12 protein-coding genes are annotated in these 17,058 nt (G+C 63.4%); 6 read left to right on the top strand and 6 right to left on the bottom strand.

What is annotated here, in order from left to right; translation table 11 throughout:
- Positions 1-269: 269 nt before the first annotated feature.
- Positions 270-530 (top strand): WhiB family transcriptional regulator, encoded by a 261-nt coding sequence (locus QP997_RS01970; protein WP_148812280.1) that lies wholly within the window; start codon positions 270-272, stop codon positions 528-530.
- 134 nt (positions 531-664) lie between these two features.
- Positions 665-739, top strand: a complete 75-nt coding sequence (locus tag QP997_RS09925; RefSeq protein ID WP_012359748.1) for a 50S ribosomal protein bL37 — start codon at positions 665-667, stop codon at positions 737-739.
- Between the two features lie 72 nt (positions 740-811).
- Here QP997_RS09925 and rsrA read toward each other — a convergent pair whose 3' ends face one another.
- Both rsrA and QP997_RS01960 read right to left on the bottom strand, forming a co-directional pair.
- Positions 812-1,096: a mycothiol system anti-sigma-R factor gene (gene rsrA / locus QP997_RS01965; RefSeq protein ID WP_070761649.1), complete on the bottom strand. Its 285-nt coding sequence runs from the start codon at positions 1,094-1,096 to the stop codon at positions 812-814.
- A gap of 12 nt (positions 1,097-1,108) precedes the next feature.
- Positions 1,109-1,741, bottom strand: coding sequence for a sigma-70 family RNA polymerase sigma factor (locus tag QP997_RS01960; protein WP_070761648.1), 633 nt, complete (start codon positions 1,739-1,741; stop codon positions 1,109-1,111).
- A 369-nt stretch (positions 1,742-2,110) separates the two neighbouring features.
- On the opposite strand from QP997_RS01960, the gene QP997_RS01955 reads away from it, so the two are divergent.
- The gene (locus QP997_RS01955) at positions 2,111-9,010 is read left to right on the top strand and encodes a G5 domain-containing protein (protein WP_284846048.1); all 6,900 of its coding nucleotides are present in this window, start codon (positions 2,111-2,113) and stop codon (positions 9,008-9,010) included.
- A gap of 266 nt (positions 9,011-9,276) precedes the next feature.
- Here QP997_RS01955 and QP997_RS01950 read toward each other — a convergent pair whose 3' ends face one another.
- Entirely contained in the window at positions 9,277-9,975 is a 699-nt protein-coding gene (locus QP997_RS01950) for an SOS response-associated peptidase (RefSeq protein ID WP_284846047.1), read from the bottom strand.
- A 37-nt stretch (positions 9,976-10,012) separates the two neighbouring features.
- Here QP997_RS01950 and aroA point away from each other — a divergent pair, with 37 nt between their 5' ends.
- Both aroA and rsgA read left to right on the top strand, forming a co-directional pair.
- Positions 10,013-11,392, top strand: a complete 1,380-nt coding sequence (aroA, locus tag QP997_RS01945; protein WP_284846046.1) for a 3-phosphoshikimate 1-carboxyvinyltransferase — start codon at positions 10,013-10,015, stop codon at positions 11,390-11,392.
- A gap of 3 nt (positions 11,393-11,395) precedes the next feature.
- Positions 11,396-12,406, top strand: coding sequence for a ribosome small subunit-dependent GTPase A (rsgA, locus tag QP997_RS01940; protein ID WP_284846045.1), 1,011 nt, complete (start codon positions 11,396-11,398; stop codon positions 12,404-12,406).
- Positions 12,407-12,536: 130 nt separating this feature from the next.
- Here the strand turns inward: rsgA and QP997_RS01935 are convergent, their stop codons facing one another.
- Together QP997_RS01935 and QP997_RS01930 are read right to left on the bottom strand one after the other, a co-directional pair.
- Positions 12,537-13,055 (bottom strand): DUF6912 family protein, encoded by a 519-nt coding sequence (locus QP997_RS01935; protein ID WP_284846044.1) that lies wholly within the window; start codon positions 13,053-13,055, stop codon positions 12,537-12,539.
- 1 nt (position 13,056) lies between these two features.
- Positions 13,057-13,467, bottom strand: coding sequence for an HAD family hydrolase (locus QP997_RS01930; RefSeq protein ID WP_284846043.1), 411 nt, complete (start codon positions 13,465-13,467; stop codon positions 13,057-13,059).
- A gap of 222 nt (positions 13,468-13,689) precedes the next feature.
- Between QP997_RS01930 and QP997_RS01925 the strand changes: the two genes are divergently transcribed.
- Entirely contained in the window at positions 13,690-14,247 is a 558-nt protein-coding gene (locus QP997_RS01925; protein WP_284846042.1) for a hypothetical protein, read from the top strand.
- Positions 14,248-14,317: 70 nt separating this feature from the next.
- Here the strand turns inward: QP997_RS01925 and secA are convergent, their stop codons facing one another.
- Positions 14,318-16,912, bottom strand: a complete 2,595-nt coding sequence (gene secA / locus QP997_RS01920) for a preprotein translocase subunit SecA (RefSeq protein ID WP_284758027.1) — start codon at positions 16,910-16,912, stop codon at positions 14,318-14,320.
- Positions 16,913-17,058: the final 146 nt, after the last annotated feature.

Below are 17,058 nucleotides of genomic sequence, written 5' to 3'. Positions count from 1 at the left end.
CGCGATTCTTCGCATCCCACTGCGTTGCGCCAAGGCGCCGCGAGGCCGTGCTCGCTCCTTCCCCGGAGCGCCATCGACGACACCATCGGCCCCGCGCACTGGCCGCCCACAGGCAGCCAAGCCAGCAACCATTGGGATGCCCCAAAGATTCGCAGTTAACCGCCCGTTAACCTTTCTGCCGGTTCCCTGCTGGCAGAAAACCCCGCCAGGCCACCCCCGTGGCGTGACGGACCGCTACGACCGCCCGATTGGCATGAAAGGACTTGATCATGGATTGGCGCCACAAGGCTGTATGCCGCCAGGAAGACCCCGAGCTGTTTTTCCCCGTCGGTAACTCCGGCCCGGCTCTCGCCCAGACCGCGAAGGCAAAGCTGGTATGCAACCGCTGCCCAGTGACCACGGATTGCCTCGCGTGGGCAATCAGCTCCGGCCAGGATGCCGGCGTGTGGGGCGGCATGTCTGAGGACGAGCGTCGCGTGCTGAAGCGCCGCAACAACCGCGCTCGCACCCGCGCCCGCGCGAACGCTTAATAGTTCCCGCTGCCCCTAATTTCCGCTGCCCACTGCTGGGCGGATAGACTATAGCGGTTAAATAATTTCATTGCCCGATCGCTGCGCCGGCTACTCCCCTGGGAGCGCTGGTGCACATGCTTTAAGGAGAATTCATGAGCAAGCGTGGCCGTAAGCGCAAGGACCGTCGCAAGAACAAGGCGAACCACGGCAAGCGTCCAAACGCATAATGCCGATCACCCCGCGCTGGGGTGTCGCCGAACGGGTCCGGGAGGAAACTCCCGGGCCCGTTTTCTCATCCCCTATCCCCGGGAGGCGCGGTACACCACCCTCAGCTGGCTGGTGATGCGGCTGCGCAGCTCCACTGGCGCGGCTTGGGTGCAGCGAACCCGTAGCAGTTGGCGGATTTCGCGCTCCACGCCGAGTTTCTCCACGCAGCTGGGACAGTTGTCGAGGTGTTCCTGCAACTGGGCCCGGAGCCCCTCATCGCATCCGCCGTCCACATATTCGTAGAGGACGTCCACGAGGTCCCGGCATTCGATGTCGCGCCGAGGGGTGCCTGCATTCGGCTCAACGTTGTCACTCATTGTGCTTCTCGCCTATCCCTTCGCCTTGATTTCTTCTTCGACGCCGATGCCATGTTCCGCGGCGACGTCCTTCAGTTTCTTGCGCAGCGCCTTCCTGCCCCGGTGGAGGCGGCTCATGACGGTGCCGATGGGGACGTCGAGAATCTCCGCGATCTCCTTATAGGCGAAGCCTTCGACGTCCGCGTAGTAGACCACCATGCGGTAGTCCTCGCTGATATCCATCAGTGCGTCGATGATGCGCTGGTCCGGGATTCGTTTGAGCGCCTCGATTTCCGCGGAGGCGAGGCCGTCCGGGGTATGGGACATCGCGTCGGCCTGCTGCCAGTCGGTCATGTCCTCCGCGGAGGATTCATAGGGTCGGCGCTGCTGTTTGCGGTACTCGTTGATGTAAGTGTTCGTGAGGATGCGGTATAGCCAGGCTTTGAGGTTGGTGCCGGGCTTGAAGGACCGGAAGGCTTGGAAGGCCTTGATGTACGCATCCTGCACGAGGTCCTGCGCATCGGCGGGGTTGCGAGTCATCCGCAACGCCGCACCGTACAGCTGGTCCAGCAGCGGTAGCGCGTCGCTTTCAAAGCGGGCGAGCAGCTCCTCGTCGGGCTCCTCGGTGCGCAGTGTGGCGGCGCGCTGGGGGGTGGGGGAACTCATGTTCTCCTCTCTGCTGGGTCAATTCTTGCAACGTGGTGTGGAACCATTCTATTCCCCGCGCAACGAGCGCTCCGCTGCGGTCCAACCCTTAACGTCCCCTTTAAGGTTGCCTAAGCCTGTACTCCAGGGTCGGCACCCCTTCGTGTGACTAAGAACACCGCTCGAGCTGCACTTTTAGGGGTTTTGGCAAACAATCCCGATTGTTTGCTCACCCTGAGGGGAGTATGATTTTTGCTGCACTCTAAGGGGATTTTGCACCTCAAGTGTTTCCACGCTGCGGATGCAGTTTTGGCCTTAGATAGACCCGACTGTGCGTTTCCACGCTTCGGGTGCACCGGGACATCTCAGTTTTTAAGGAAGGACCGGGGAATGAACTCCTCTCAGAACAGGGTTCCGCGGCGTCACGCACGCACTGGCGTTGCTGCACTGTCCGCCATCACTCTCGCGCTGGGTTCGCTCAGCATCTTCTCTCACGGTGATCTCACGCCTGAGGCCACCGCTGCCACGCTGAGCGGCGGCATCCGCGACAAGTCCGGCGCGGTGGAGACGGATGCCCAGCAGGCGTCCGACCTGCCGGCCGGGTCGTGTGTTGTTACAGCGACAAACAAACCGGATGGTAGCCAGGCTGGTTTCAGCTGGAACACCCTGGAGCCGAGTGAGACCAGCCCCGACAAGACCTTGTGGGGCTTAAGCGTCTCCTTTGATAACTCGAAGGACCGCACATTCGCCGATTGGTACTTCACCAATGCGGGGAACCTTGGCGACTACTTGAATACCGGCGAAGTGCCTTCCATGGAGGCCGGCCAGACCCTCCTTGACAAGAGCGTCACTGACAAGGCCGACGAAAGCATCGCCATTACTGGTTCTCGCACACAACGAAACCTGAATCTCTACGCAGAGATGACCGAGGAGAAGGTCGGGCAGTTCGCTTCGGCCACTGCCGACAATCCCGTGCGCTACGCCTGGCAGGGCAATTACAAGAAGGACAATCCTTCGGGTGTGCTGCAAGCCACACAAGGTTCCAGCTCGGAATTCAGCGCTACTGTAAACCCGTGGCCGAGCGAGAATATTGAATGTAACCCGATCACGGTGTCGTGGGAGAATCGGGAGAAGCTGGTCATTAGGCCCGGCGAGAAGCTCAAGGTCGGCAAGATCAACGTTCCCAAGGTGCAGAACGGCGGCACGGACGATTCCCTGTCCCGCATGGTCGTGGAGGCTTACGACGCGCAGGGCAACTTCATCGGCACGAGTGACACCGACGCTTCTGGTGGTGGCACGTCGAGCGTAAGCATTGACCAGGACACCGGCGAGATCTTCTACACCATGCCGGAGTACAAGGGTACGGACCTGAGCGACCAGCAGGGTATGCGTTTTAGCGTGCTTGCTAAGCCGCGTACCGTTGACCAGTTGCAGGCTGCTGCTCGCAACAACGCCTTTGGCGGCGGCGGGGTCTTCGACAGCTCCAACTCGCTGACCCGCTACAACCAGGCGAACGTTATTGCCAACCACCAGTGGAGCTTCGACGACACCCAATTCCACGACCCCAAGTATGACCCTGCCCAGCAGGCCATCATCTCCGGTGTAGAGGGCCCGAACGGACCTGTTATCACGGAGCGCCAGGTTATCAAGTTCCCGCAAGCCGGTGACAAGATCGCCAATCTGGTAAAAAAGCGTGAGGACGGTGGTGTTGAAGCCGAGGTCAAGCTGGATAAGCAGTTCGTATACTCAGGCTGGGAAGCCAAGATGGACCCCGACACCTACGAGGTCACCGTCACTGCACCGAAGAACCCGAACCCGGGCACCTTTGCGCAGCCTCGCGTCATTGTGACCTACTCTAACGGTTCCCGGGACGTCATTCCCCTGCTCGTTGTTGTGGACCCCAATAACACTCAGGTCACTACGCTGGTCAGCCCTGGAACCACCACGGGCATTCCAGGCCAAGGCATGGACGCTCAGCTGACTGTGGATCCCTCCTTTGAGGAGCGGGACGCGGTCCAGCCAGACTCCTATGAGGTGGTCGAGGGCACCGTTCCTAACGGTTGGACGGTCACCGTGGATAAGTACGGCAAGGTTACCGCGACCTCGCCTGTGGATGCCCCGAACTTCTCCACGATCACACCAGAGATCAAGGCTATCTATCCTGATGGTACGACCGATACTGTCAAGACGAGTTTCCAGGTTATCAACAGTGTGAAGGTGCCGGACTACGCCGCAGTCTCTGGCCAGGTTGGTGAAGAGGTATCGCTCCAGCCAGTCATGCCTCCAGTGGGTCAGGGCGGCAAGGAAACGGACGAAGAGCCGAACCGCTACACCTTCGAGGATGGCACCACCGAGTACAAGGCCGGTGGGTGGACTATCAAGATTGATGAGAACACCGGTGTCCTATCCACCACTATCCCGGATAATGTTTTCCCTGGTGCGCAGCTGACCGTGCCGGTGAAGGTGCATTATGCCACCGGCGCAAACCCGCAGATCACCACCGGCACCATCAGTGTGATCGGTGACAAGTCGGGTGAAGATACCGCGCACTACCTGCCGAAGCTGACCAAGGCAGGGGCCTCGGTTACTTCCGATTTCCAGAGCCAGCTGTCTGACCCGAAGCTAGCCAAGTTCAAGCTGCCTGATAAGAAGACCTGGCCGAAGGGCTGGGAGTTCAGTATCGACGAAAGCGGTACTGTTACAGCAACCCCGGGCTCGAACATTCCGAACGGTGAGTCTGTCTCCATCCCGGTACATGTCACCTATCCGGATGGCTCCACGGCTGAGGTACCAGCAGACTTCACTGTTGTCGGTTCGTACTCGCGAATCAACCAACCAACCTACCCGACGGTAAACGGCAAGATCGGGACCACGGTGACCAGCCATGTCGACCGTACGCACCTGAGTGATGCTTCTGAGCCGCGCTTCTCCCTCGTGACTGACCCGAAGGACCCGGATTACATTGCGCCGCCGCGTAACCTCACCTGGGACCAGGTGAAGATCGATCCGGAAACCGGTGAGATCACCACGCCAATTGGTAAGAACGTTCTTCCGGGCTCGTCTGCGGATATTCCAGTTCGTGTGACCTACAAGGATGGGTCGAAGGACTTCACCATCGCTACTGTGGTGGCACAGGGCGCGCAGCGTCAGATTTATGAACCGAAATATGAGCAGAAGACCACCAAGCCGGGCGAGGGTGTCGCTTCCTCCATCACGGAAGATACGAAGATTCCTGAGCGTGATCTGGCTACAGAGCCGTCGAAGCGCTACTCCGTGCCGGAGACCGTCGACGGCTGGACTGTCACTATTGACGAGGCCGGTATCGTCACGGCTACACCGCCGAAGACGGCCAAGGCCGGCGACGGCATCCAGGTGCCTGTGACCGTGACCTACCTCGACGGTTCTCAGGACACTGTCTTGGCGCCGTTCAAAGTGAGGGAGTCGCAGAATGATGTATATGAGCCTTCCTACTCCGTTCAGGATGCGGCCCCGGGCGAAGAGGTGAAGCGAAACGTCAATCGGAATAACATTCCGGATGGTTCGACCTTCTCCTTCGGCATGGACGGCGACAAGCCGAAAACTGAAGACACCGTTGACGGATGGAAGTACAAGATCGATCCCGCCACCGGCGAAGTTTCAGTGACCCCGCCGGCAAACGCTAAGCCCGGCGATAGGCGCAAGTACCACGTCTCCGTCACTTACCCTGACGGCTCGATTGATGAGGTCCCTGTTGGCACCGTGGTCAAGCTGACCAACAAATGGGAGGCTAACCCGACGTATCCTGAGGAGACGGTGTACCCGGGCGAGACCGCAACGCTACCGGTCGCTCTCGACAAGCCGGAGAACGTCAACGTCGCGAAGGAAAACCCATACAAGCTGGGCGATGTTCCTACCGGCTGGAACGTCAGCATTGACGACAATGGCCAGATCACCGCAACCGCACCTGCGGACGCGAAGCCAGGCGACCAGGTCAAGATTCCGGTTACCGTGACCTACGAAGACGGCTCTACGGATACCGCATACGCCGTGGTGAACGTCGTCGACGTCCCGACCCGCGAGGTGCCGTTCAAGGTCGAGTACAAGTACGACGCCACCGTTAACCAGGGCACTTACAAGGTCGAGACCAAGGGTGTCCCAGGCAAGGAGGAGCAGCAGAAGGACGGTACCTGGAAGCGCACTGAAGATCCTGTTAATGAGGTCGTCGTCATCGGTACGAAGCCGATGAACGAGAAGGTCGAGTGGAAGGAGCCAATCCCGCACTCCACCATCGTCCGCGAGAACCCGGATCTTGCTCCGGGTGAAGTGAAGGTTGTTCAGGAGGGCTCCGACGGAGCGGCTTCCTACGCTGCGATCTTCAACGGTGTTAACGGCGAAGCGACGGTCACTGAGACCAACGCTCGCACCGAACCGAAGGATCGCATTGTCGAATACGGGCCGCGCCTAAAGGACCAGGAGTTGGTCACTGAGGTCAACCGTAAGATCCCGTTCGAGACGAAGATCGTCTTCGACGACTCCCTCGAGGCGGGTGAGCAGGTCGTCGATAAGGAAGGCGTTGTCGGCGAAGAGAAGGTCACAAGCACCCAGAAGCTTGTCGACGGTAAGCCCTCTGGTGACCCGGTAGTCGAGACCACCACGGTGACTGAGAAGCAGGATGCTGTCATTCGTGTGGGCACCAAGACCACCGGCGAGACCAAGAAGACCGTTGAGTCTGAGGTTCCGTTCGGTGTGAAGATCGAGTTCGATCCGAACCTGCCTGCTGGTACCTCCGAGGTTGTCACCGAGGGCAAGCCGGGTAAGAAGACCACCACGGTTACCCAGAAGGTAACCAACTCCCAGCCGGATGGCGAAGCCACCGTTGAGGAGAAGGTCACCGAAGAGCCGGTTGACCAGGTGATCAAGGTCGGCACCAAGCCTTCGGAGACCTCCGAGAAGGTTGAGTGGAAGGCTCAGGTTCCGTTCGAGGTTGAGACGCGTCCGAATCCGGAGTTGAAGCCGGGTGAGATCAAGGTCGTCCAGAAGGGCGTGCCTGGTGAGAAGACCTACACTGCTGACTTCACCGCTAAGGGTGACCAGGCAACGGTGACCCCGGAAGAGAAGCAGACCAAGGATCCGGTTAACGAGATCATCGAGTACGGTCCGGCGGCTGAGGACACCACTGTGGTGACCAAGGTTGAGAAGCCGGTTCCGTTCGAGACCGAGATTGTCTTCGACGACACCCTCGAGGAGGGCAAGCAGGTCGTCGATCAGCAGGGTGAGACCGGTACTGAGGTTGTGACCTCTACTCAGAAGATTGTGGATGGCAAGCTGTCCGGTGATCCTGAGGTGAACACTGAGCGTACGAAGGAGCCGAAGAAGCAGATCATCCGCGTTGGTACCAAGACCACCGGAAAGAACACTGAGTCCATTGAGACTGAGGTTCCGTACGATGTGAAGGTTGTCTACGACCCGAGCCTGAAGCCGGGCGAGTCCAAGGTCACTCAGGAGGGTAAGCCTGGCAAGAAGAAGGTGACGATCGAACGCGATATCGTCAACTCCAAGCCTGGCGATCCAAAGATCACTGAGGAGATCATCGAGAAGCCGGTTGAGAAGATCGTCACCGTCGGTACCAAGCCGGCAGAGGCGAACAACAAGGCAACATGGGTTGCGCCGCTGCCGTACGACACGATCGTGCGGGTGAACCCGGAGTTGAAGCCGGGAGAGATGAAGGTCGTCCAGGAGGGTGAGTACGGCGAGAAGGAATTCACCGCCGACTTCACTGCGAAGGACAACACCTCCACGGTGAACACCACCGAGAAGGTGACCAAGCAGCCGGTTCAGCAGATCATCGAGTACGGCCCAAAGGCTGACGACAGCGAGGTCGTAACGAAGACTGAGAAGCCGGTTCCGTTCGAGACGAAGATCGTCTTCGATCCGAATCTGAAGGCGGGCGAGCAGGTCGTCGATAAGCAGGGCGAGCTGGGTACTGAGGTTGTCACCTCCACCCAGAAGATCGTGGACGGTAAGCCTTCCGGCGAGCCGACTGTGACGACCGAGCGCACCAAGGAGCCGACTAACGCGGTCATCCGTGTGGGCACCAAGGCTGACCCTGTCTCTACCGAGGTCAAGTGGACTGAGAAGACCCCATTTGAGACCGAGATCCGCGTCAACCCGAATCTGAAGCCGGGCGAGACCAATGTCCTCGAGGAGGGCATCCCGGGCGAAATCGAGCACACCGTCACGGTGACCGTTGACAACGGCGAGGTCAAGAAGGAGGAGTCCACGTCCGAGATCAGCAAGCCGTCGCCACGCATCATCGAGGTCGGTCCTGCCGAAAGCAAGACTGAACTGACGGATACGCACACGGAAGAAATTCCGTACGACACGCTGATTGAATACGACCCGAACCTCGAAGCCGGCAAGGTTGTCGAGGATCAGGCGGGGAAGACGGGCTCGAAGGAGATCACCAAGACCTGGAAGCTGGAGAACGGCGTTCCAGTCGGCGATCCGGAAATCTCCGAAACCATCACGCAGGAGAAGCAGGATCGTAAGATCCGCGTGGGCACCAAGTGCAACTGCGAGACCCCTGAGGACCCGAAGGATCCGGAGAACCCGGACAACCCGAACCCTGAGGACCCGAAGGACCCAGAGAACCCGGACAACCCAAACCCTCAGGACCCGAAGGACCCAGAGAACCCGGACAACCCAAACCCTCAGGACCCGAAGGACCCAGAGAACCCGAAGGATCCAAAGCCAAACGATCCTTCGGAGCCGGGCGACAAGCCAGGTGACGAGAAGCCGGGCGAGCCAAGCAAGCCGGGCGACAAGAAGCCAGGTGAGCCAAGCAAGCCAGGTGACGAGAAGCCAGGTGAGCCGGGCAAGCCGGGTGACAAGAAGCCAGGCGAGCCAAGCAAGCCAGGCGACAAGAAGCCAGGTGAGCCGAACAAGCCAGGCGACAAGAAGCCAGGTGAGCCGAACAAGCCAGGCGACAAGAAGCCAGGCGAGCCGAACAAGCCAGGCGACAAGAAGCCAGGCGAGCCGAACAAGCCAGGCGACAAGAAGCCAGGCGAGTCCGAGAAGCCGAGCGAGCAGCCAGCCGCTCCGGGTAACTCGGGTGGCAACGCCGGTACCTCCGGCTCCGCCGGTAGCTCCAGCAGCTCTACCCAGCAGGGCAGCCAGCCAGAGCAGGCCGAGTCCAGCAGCCAGTCCGCACTGGCACGCACCGGCGCAAGCATCGCCATGCCAGCAGGGATCGCAGCACTGCTGATCCTCATCGGCACCGCGCTGATGACTCTGCGCAAGCGCCTGTACTAAACAGCGCACCCCGGGCCAGCATTGAGGCCACCACACCTCAACACTGACCCGACATAAAAGCGGCGGGAGCCGCGGGGAACACCCCGCGCCCCGCCGCTTCCGCATTCCCACCCACACCCGCACTACCTAAGCAACCACACGGCACAACCCCACCCCAGCAGCACGGACACGCCCTGCTCCTGCAACACCCGCTCCCCTGCCTCGCGCCGCTAATTCCGGGCAGGCAAGCCCCGTCCTCACCCCACCCTCAACCCCCGCGCGTCGAACTACCGGCCGATCAAATGCGGCCCATTATTAGCCACGTTACCGACCGCCTTATCCGCCTTCTCGCTCACCAGGCCACCCAAACCGTGTGTGGGAGGAACCCCTGCCATGGCACGCAACGTCGCCTCGTCACCTTCGAGCCAGCGGCGCACCTCATCGGCCGCGCCGTCCCCGCGAGCCACGTCGCCACCGGCGCCACTCCCCGCCCCCGGTACCAGCACCCGCGGCATCCGGTGATGCAGCCACTCCAGCTCCGGGGTGGCCGCCGTGGTCACCATCGTCGCGTACACCACCCCATCCACCGCCTTGCACAGCCCGGCGATGAAGATCGGCTCCCCACCCGCATGTGTGAACCACGGCTGCTTCCGCCGGTCCCCCGGCGCGGGATCCTCATCGGCGGTCCACTCGTACCAACCGTCCATGATGAACACGCACGGCTCCGAGCCCGCGAAAGTCGGCTTGTCGAAAGCCGTCTCCCCACGCGCGTTGAAGACCGTCTTCGGCGGGTAGCCCCACACCGCTGGCCCCAGGGTTGGCACCCCGCGAAACGGCCGCAGCACCGGTACCGTGTGGGTGGGCGCGATGTTGTAATTCTCCCGCGGCCCCTCCCCAACCATCGCGACCCGCTGCTGCCCGGTCCGGCGCCGCACCGCACCAACGAGCTGCTCGGGCGTGCTGTAAAGGACATAACGGCCACACATGGGACCCATTATCCCCAAAAGATGAGAGACTAGAGCCATGTCGACTAGCACCCACCCCGCCTGGCCCGCCCCCACCGCACGCGGCCCCGTCACCGCGACGGTGCCCGTTCCCGGTTCCAAGTCCATCACCAACCGCGCGCTCGTCCTCGCAGCGCTCGCCGACGGGCCGGCCACCATCACCAACACCCTCATCAGCCGCGATACGAACCTCATGCTCGACGCGCTGCGCACCCTCGGGGTGGGTGTCGAGGTCTTGAGCTCCGAGGGGGCGGCCGCCACCGTGCGCATCACCCCGCCCACCCAGTTCACCGGCGGGCACATCGACTGCGGCCTTGCGGGCACCGTCATGCGCTTCGTCCCGCCCATCGCGGCACTCGCCACCGCCCCCGTCAGCTTCGACGGCGACCCCCAGGCCCGCCGCCGCCCCATGGACCAAACCCTGGATTCCATCCGCGGCCTCGGCGCCGGGATCGGCGAGGGCACGGACGCCACCGAGCCCAACGCGGAGACCAGCACCCTGCCCTTCACCGTCCTGCCCGCGGCGGGCGACGCTGCCCCAACCGGCGGCCAGGTCCGCATCGATGCTTCCGGCTCCAGCCAGTTCGTCTCCGGGCTGCTGCTGGTCGGCGCCCGCTTCGCCGACGGCGTGCGCATCGTCCACACCGGCACCTCCGTGCCCAGCAAGCCCCACATCGACATGACAATCGACATGCTCGCCCAGGCGGGCGTCGTCGTCGAAACAGGGACAGAGGAAGCCACCGGCAACCCCACCTGGACGGTCCACCCCGGCCCGATCAAGGCCGTGGACTGGGTGATCGAACCGGACCTCTCCAACGCCACGCCCTTCCTCGCCGCGGGCGCGCTGACCAAGGGCGCGGTGAGCATCCCGCACTGGCCTGCCACAACCACCCAACCAGGCGACCAGATCCGCCCCATCCTCGAAGCCATGGGCGCGACCGTCACCCTGGCAGGCGGCACCCTGACCGCCAGCGCCACCAGCCCCCTGCAGGGGGTGGACTGGGACATGGGCGACATCGGTGAACTCACCCCCACCGTCGCAGCCCTGGCCTCCCTGGCCACCACCGAGACCCGACTGCGGGGCATCGCGCACCTGCGCGGACACGAAACCGACCGCCTCCACGCCCTCGCCGCGGAGATCAACGCGCTCGGTGGGAACGTCGCCGAAACCGAAGACGGCCTGCACATCACCCCCGTCCCCCTGGCCGGTGCCCGCTGGCGCTCCTACGCCGACCACCGGATGGCCACCGCCGGCGCCATCATCGGCCTGCTGGTCCCCGGCGTGGAAGTCGAGGACATCGCCACCACCGCCAAGACCATGCCCGGCTTCGAACACATGTGGGCCCAGATGCTGGACGGCACCGACACCACCGCTGCCAGCGGCAACGGGGAGGCCTAAACGATGGCACGCTACCAGTGGGATGAGTCCGACGTCCGCGTGCGCCCCAACCGCCGGGGGTCGCGGCCCCGCACCAAGCAACGACCCAAGCACAAGGACGCCAAGTGGGGCATGGTGATCTCCCGCGACCGGGGCCGTTGGGGCGTGGTTCTCGACGAGACCGGCGTGGAGGTCACCTGCATGCTCGCCCGGGAGATGGGGCGCACCCCCATCGTCGTCGGCGACCGCGTGGGTGTGGTGGGCGATACCTCCGGCCGTAAAGACACGCTGGCCCGCATCGTCCGCCAGGCCGAGCGCGACACCGTGCTGCGCCGCACCGCGGACGACACCGACCCCTACGAGCGCATCGTCGTCGCGAATGCGAAGAACCTGCTGATCGTCACCGCCGTCGCCGACCCACCACCGCGGGCCGGGTTCGTGGAGCGCGCGCTGATCGCCGCCTTCGTCGGTGGCCTGCAGCCCGTGCTGTGCCTGACGAAGACCGACCTGGAAGACCCGGAGGCCTTCGCCGCCGAATTCCGGGAACTGGACGTGCCCGTGCACTACACCGGCACCAGCAACGAGCTGGCAGAGCTCGCCGAGGTCATCACCGGCGAGGTCTCCGCCCTGATCGGCCACTCCGGTGTGGGTAAGTCCACGATGGTCAACCGGCTGGTTCCGGACGCCGACCGGGAAACCGGGGACGTCTCCGGGGTCGGCAAGGGCCGCCACACCTCCACCCAGTCCGTCGCCCTGCCCCTTCCCGGTGGCGGCTGGATCATCGACACCCCCGGCATCCGCAGCTTCGGGCTGGCCCACGTGGACCCGGACACCGTGGTGCAGGTCTTCGACGACCTCCGTGAAGTTGTGCAGGACTGCCCCCGCGGCTGCACGCACCTGGGCCCGCCAGCGGACCCGGAGTGCGCGCTCGACACCCTGGAGGGCGCCTCCGGGCGCCGGGCCGCCGCGGTACGCCGTCTGCTGACCGCGCTGCGCAGCAACAACGAGTGGGAGCTCCCCTTCGAGACGGAATAGCCACATACCCCAGTCCCAGGCAAGGCCATAGACACAAATAAGCCCGCGCGGGCCGCCGAATTGGCGGCGCACGCGGGCTGTGGCTTGCCGCGTAGCTGCAGTAGCTCCCGTACCTTTCAGTAGCCTCCCGCTACATCAGATCGACGAGAACCCCCAGCTCCTTGCTGTCGTACCAGCTCATGAGGTTATCTTCACAGTCCCCCAGCGCGAGTTCCGCGTCCTCATCCCCCAGATCCGCATCATCGATGCACTCCTTGGCCCGCTGCGTGGCCGCCTCCGCGTCTTCGTCATCCGTGTGGATCGAGCGCAGCTGCGTCAGCTCCAGCTGAGCAGGGTCTACTCGCAGCACGGAATCCCCGCCAGTCGGATCGGCGGTGAGGTTGGCGTCCGGAATATCCGCAGCCAAGACGACGCGACGGTTCGGGAACTTCTCGTCGGCACCGGAGGCGTCCTCCGTCGCCAGCAGCCGCAACGACGCACGCGCGGCATCCAGGAAGGCCGTGTACTCCAGCTCCTCGTCATCCCCGGAGGTGTAGAAATCGCGCACCGCCTGGGTCAGCCCGAACACCACCCCGGAACGGATCGGAAGCACCTGGTCGCGGGCGAAATCCGCGAGCATCGAGTGGGTCGCCGGGATGAAAACGCGCATCCTAGAACTCACCCTCCAGCTCGAAGATGTTCTGCACCTCGACGATCATCCGGTCGAATTGCTGGTAGTACACGCCGATCATGCCGGCCTCCACCGCGCCCTTGACGTTGACGATGGAATCATCCACCAGCACCAGGTCGTTCACCGGCAGCTCCAGGCGGTCCGCGACCTCCTGGAAGATCTTCTCATCCGGCTTCTCGACGCCGACCTCGCCGGAGAGGACGACGGTGTCCACGTAGCCGTCCTTCTCCCACTGACGGATCGGGTCGGAGGAGGCGTCATCCGGCGCGTTGGAGACGATGGCCACGGCCAGCCCCTCCTCGCGGACAGCGCTCAGCAGCTTGCGCCAGCGGCGGCGGTCTTCTTCGGCTCCATCGAGCACACCATTATGGTCAACAACTAGTCCTCGCATGCCCTATATTCTGCCATTTTCCGCTACCGGTGCGCAGCCCTCGGCTACGCTGGGGCGCACAGGCTGCGCGCATCGGGGGATGCGCGGGAGGCAGCGTGGGGACAAGGGGGAAAGATGACGAGTCCAACACTGACTAAAGCGGCTAGCCGCGGGGCTGAGACCAGTGGGTCACAAGTGGCCGCGCGAGGTGACACCACTCGAGGTGAGCGGCATGGTGGCGGGGTGCAGCTCAGCGGAGAGAGGCCGCCTGCGAAGAAGCCAAAGAAGATCCCGCCGCTGGCGTCCGTACCGAAGCCGGGATATAACTTCCTGCGCATCCCTGCGGGGCTGCAGGCGGAGGGGCCAGCCGCGCGCTTCCTCACCGCACAAGCGCCGGCGGCAATCGAGAGCGCCCCGCCGGCCGCTGCGCAGAGCACCCCGCAGAACACCGTGGACCTAGCGACGCTGAGCCGCTGGATCGTCCTGTGGTTGGAGGCGAGGGAAGGCCGCCGCGCCCCGATGAGCCTGCGGCGCGGGCCCTACTCCCCGGCCGTGATCGAGGACCTCCGCCGCGCCACCAGCCCCGCCACGGGTGGTGCCCGGCTGCTGCGGGTGCACGCCCAGAAAACCCGCTTCGGGCAGATCCGCTTCTCCGCCTCCGCGTTCTATGACGGCCGCGTGCGCGCCATCGCGGGCTTCCTCGACGACGGCGAAGGCCGGCACGGTACCCGTTCCCCGCAACGTTCGCGGGGCGAGCTCCGTGCCGGCCTGTGGCGGGTGGAACACATCCACCTGATCTAGCTAGCCGCCGACGAGCTGGCCACCGACCAGCCGACCGCCGACCCGTGCGGCCAACCTAGCCGCTGCCTGACTAGCCGCCGATGGTGTGCTCCGGCTTGGCGTTCTCGTCGCCGTCGCTCTCTGCCGGGTCCTCCACCTGGAAGGCTCCCGCCTGGGCGAGCTGGGTGCGCACCAGGAAGAGCTGACGGATCGTCTCCTCGCGGATGCCCTCCTTCATGCGGTTGAACATGTCGCCACCCTCGCGCTGGTACTCCACCAGCGGGTCGCGCTGCGCCATCGCGCGCAGGCCGATGCCCTCCTTGAGGTAGTCCATCTCGTAGAGGTGCTCGCGCCACTTCTGGTCCACGACGTTCAGCAGCACGCCGCGCTCCATGCCGCGCATCTGCTCCTCGCCGCCCATCTCGATGACCGCGTCCTCCAGCTTGTCGTACTGCGCGTTCGCGTCCGCCAGAACGGCCTCCAGCAGCTGGGAGGAGCTCAGCTCGCCCGGCTTGCCGTACTCGCTGCCGGAGATCAGGGACTCGTAGCTCATCGTCGGGCCGTACAGCGACTGCAGCGCCTGCCACAGCTCGTCCAGGTCCCAGTCCTCCACGTAGCCCTCGGCGGTCGCCGCGGTGACGTACGCGGTGATCGTGTCCTCCAGCATCCCGCGGATCTGACGCTGCACGTCCTCGCCCTCGAGGATCTGGCGGCGCTCGGCGTAGATCACCTTGCGCTGCTCGTTCATGACCTCGTCGTACTTCAGGACGTTCTTACGCATCTCGAGGTTCGCGGCCTCCACCTGGGACTGCGCACCCTTGATGGCGTTGGTGACCATCTTCGAGTCGATCGCCTCGTGATCCGGGATGTTCAGGCGAGTCATCATCGCCTCCATCGACTGGCCCACGAACCGGGTGATCAGGTCGTCGCGCATGGAGAGGTAGAAGCGGGTCTCACCCGGGTCACCCTGACGCGCGGAACGGCCACGCAGCTGGTTATCGATGCGGCGGGACTCGTGGCGCTCCGTGCCCAGCACGTAAAGGCCGCCGGCCTCGCGGACCTCCTCAGCCTGCTTCTTGGACCTCTCGCGGGCCTTGATGATCTCCTCATCCCAGGCCTCCTGGTAGGCCTCCGGGTCCTCCACCGGGTCGAAGCCGCGCTCACGAAGATCCTGGTCGGCAATGATGTCCGGGTTACCGCCCAGCACGATGTCCGTACCGCGGCCGGCCATGTTCGTCGCCACGGTCACCGCACCCGGCAGACCAGCGCGGGCGACGATCTCCGCCTCCTGCTCGTGGTACTTCGCGTTCAGCACGTTGTGCTTAATGCCGCGACGCTGCAGCAGCTTCGACAGGTACTCGGAACGCTCCACGGAGGTGGTACCGACCAGCACCGGCTGGCCCTTCTCCACGCGCTCGGCGATGTCCTCGGCGGCTGCCTCGAACTTCGCCTCCTGCGTCTTGTAGATCAGGTCCACGTTATCGACGCGCTGATTCTCGCGGTTCGTCGGGATCGGAGCCACATCCAGCTTGTAAGTCTGCTTCAGCTCCGCTGCCTCGGTCTCCGCGGTACCGGTCATGCCGGACAGCTTGTCGTAGAGGCGGAAGTAGTTCTGCAGGGTGATCGTCGCGAGAGTCTGGTTCTCGTTCTTGATCTCCACGTTCTCCTTGGCCTCGATCGCCTGGTGGATGCCCTCGTTGTAGCGGCGCCCATCCAGGATGCGGCCGGTGAACTCGTCGACGATCATGACCTCGCCGTCGCGGACGATGTAGTCCTTATCCCGGATGAACAGCTCCTTGGCCTTGATGGCGTTGTTCAGGTAGCTGACCAGCTGGGAGTGCTCCGGGGCGTAGAGGTTATCGATGCCGAGCTGATTCTCGACGAACTCGACGCCCTCCTCCTTCACGCCGATGGTCTTCTTCCGCTCGTCGACCTCGTAGTGAATGTCGCGGGTCAAGCGGGGCGCGATGCGCGCGAACGCGGTGAACCACTGGGAGGAGCCCTCCACCGGACCGGAAATGATCAGTGGGGTGCGGGCCTCGTCGATAAGGATGGAGTCGATCTCGTCGACGATGGCGTAGTGGTGGCCGCGCTGCACCAGGTCGTCGAGGGAGTGCGCCATGTTGTCGCGCAGGTAGTCGAAGCCGAACTCGTTGTTCGTGCCGTAGGTGATGTCCGCGTTATAAGCCTCGCGGCGCTCTGCCGGGCGCTTCTCGGAGAGGATCACGTTGGTGCTGAGCCCCAGGAAGTGGTGGACACGGCCCATCCACTCGGAGTCACGCTTCGCCAGGTAGTCGTTCACGGTCACGACGTGCACACCCTTGCCCTCGAGGGCGTTGAGGTAAGCGGGAAGTACACAGGTCAGGGTCTTACCCTCACCGGTCTTCATCTCCGCCACGTAGCCGAAGTGCAGCGCGGCACCGCCCATGACCTGCACCTTGTAGTGCTTCTGGCCAAGCACGCGCCAGGAGGCCTCACGGGCGGTGGCGAAGGCCTCGAGCAGGATGTCGTCGAGCTTCTCGCCGTCCTCGAGACGCTTCTTGAACTCGTCCGTCTTCGCCCGGAGATCCTCGTCGCTGAGTGCCGAGTACTCATCCTCTAGCTCGAGAACCTGATCGGCAATCTTGTCGAGCCGCTTGACGGCACGACCCTCGCCCCAGCGCAAAATCTTGGATAGTCCTAGCACGACCTGCTCGTCCTTTTCTTCGTTTTCTACGTCTCGTACGTTCGTTGTCTAGCTTCGACGCATGATCAGCCCATCATTCTACTCTGTTGGATGGGGCTGACGGCAACACATAAAAACTCGGGGCGGCCACACGGCTCTAGGCTTCG

The organism is Corynebacterium sp. MSK039 (assembly GCF_030232315.1).
Taxonomy (GTDB): domain Bacteria; phylum Actinomycetota; class Actinomycetes; order Mycobacteriales; family Mycobacteriaceae; genus Corynebacterium.
Note: the sequence above shows the minus strand (reverse complement) of the source record. Positions and strands in the feature narration are given on the sequence as shown.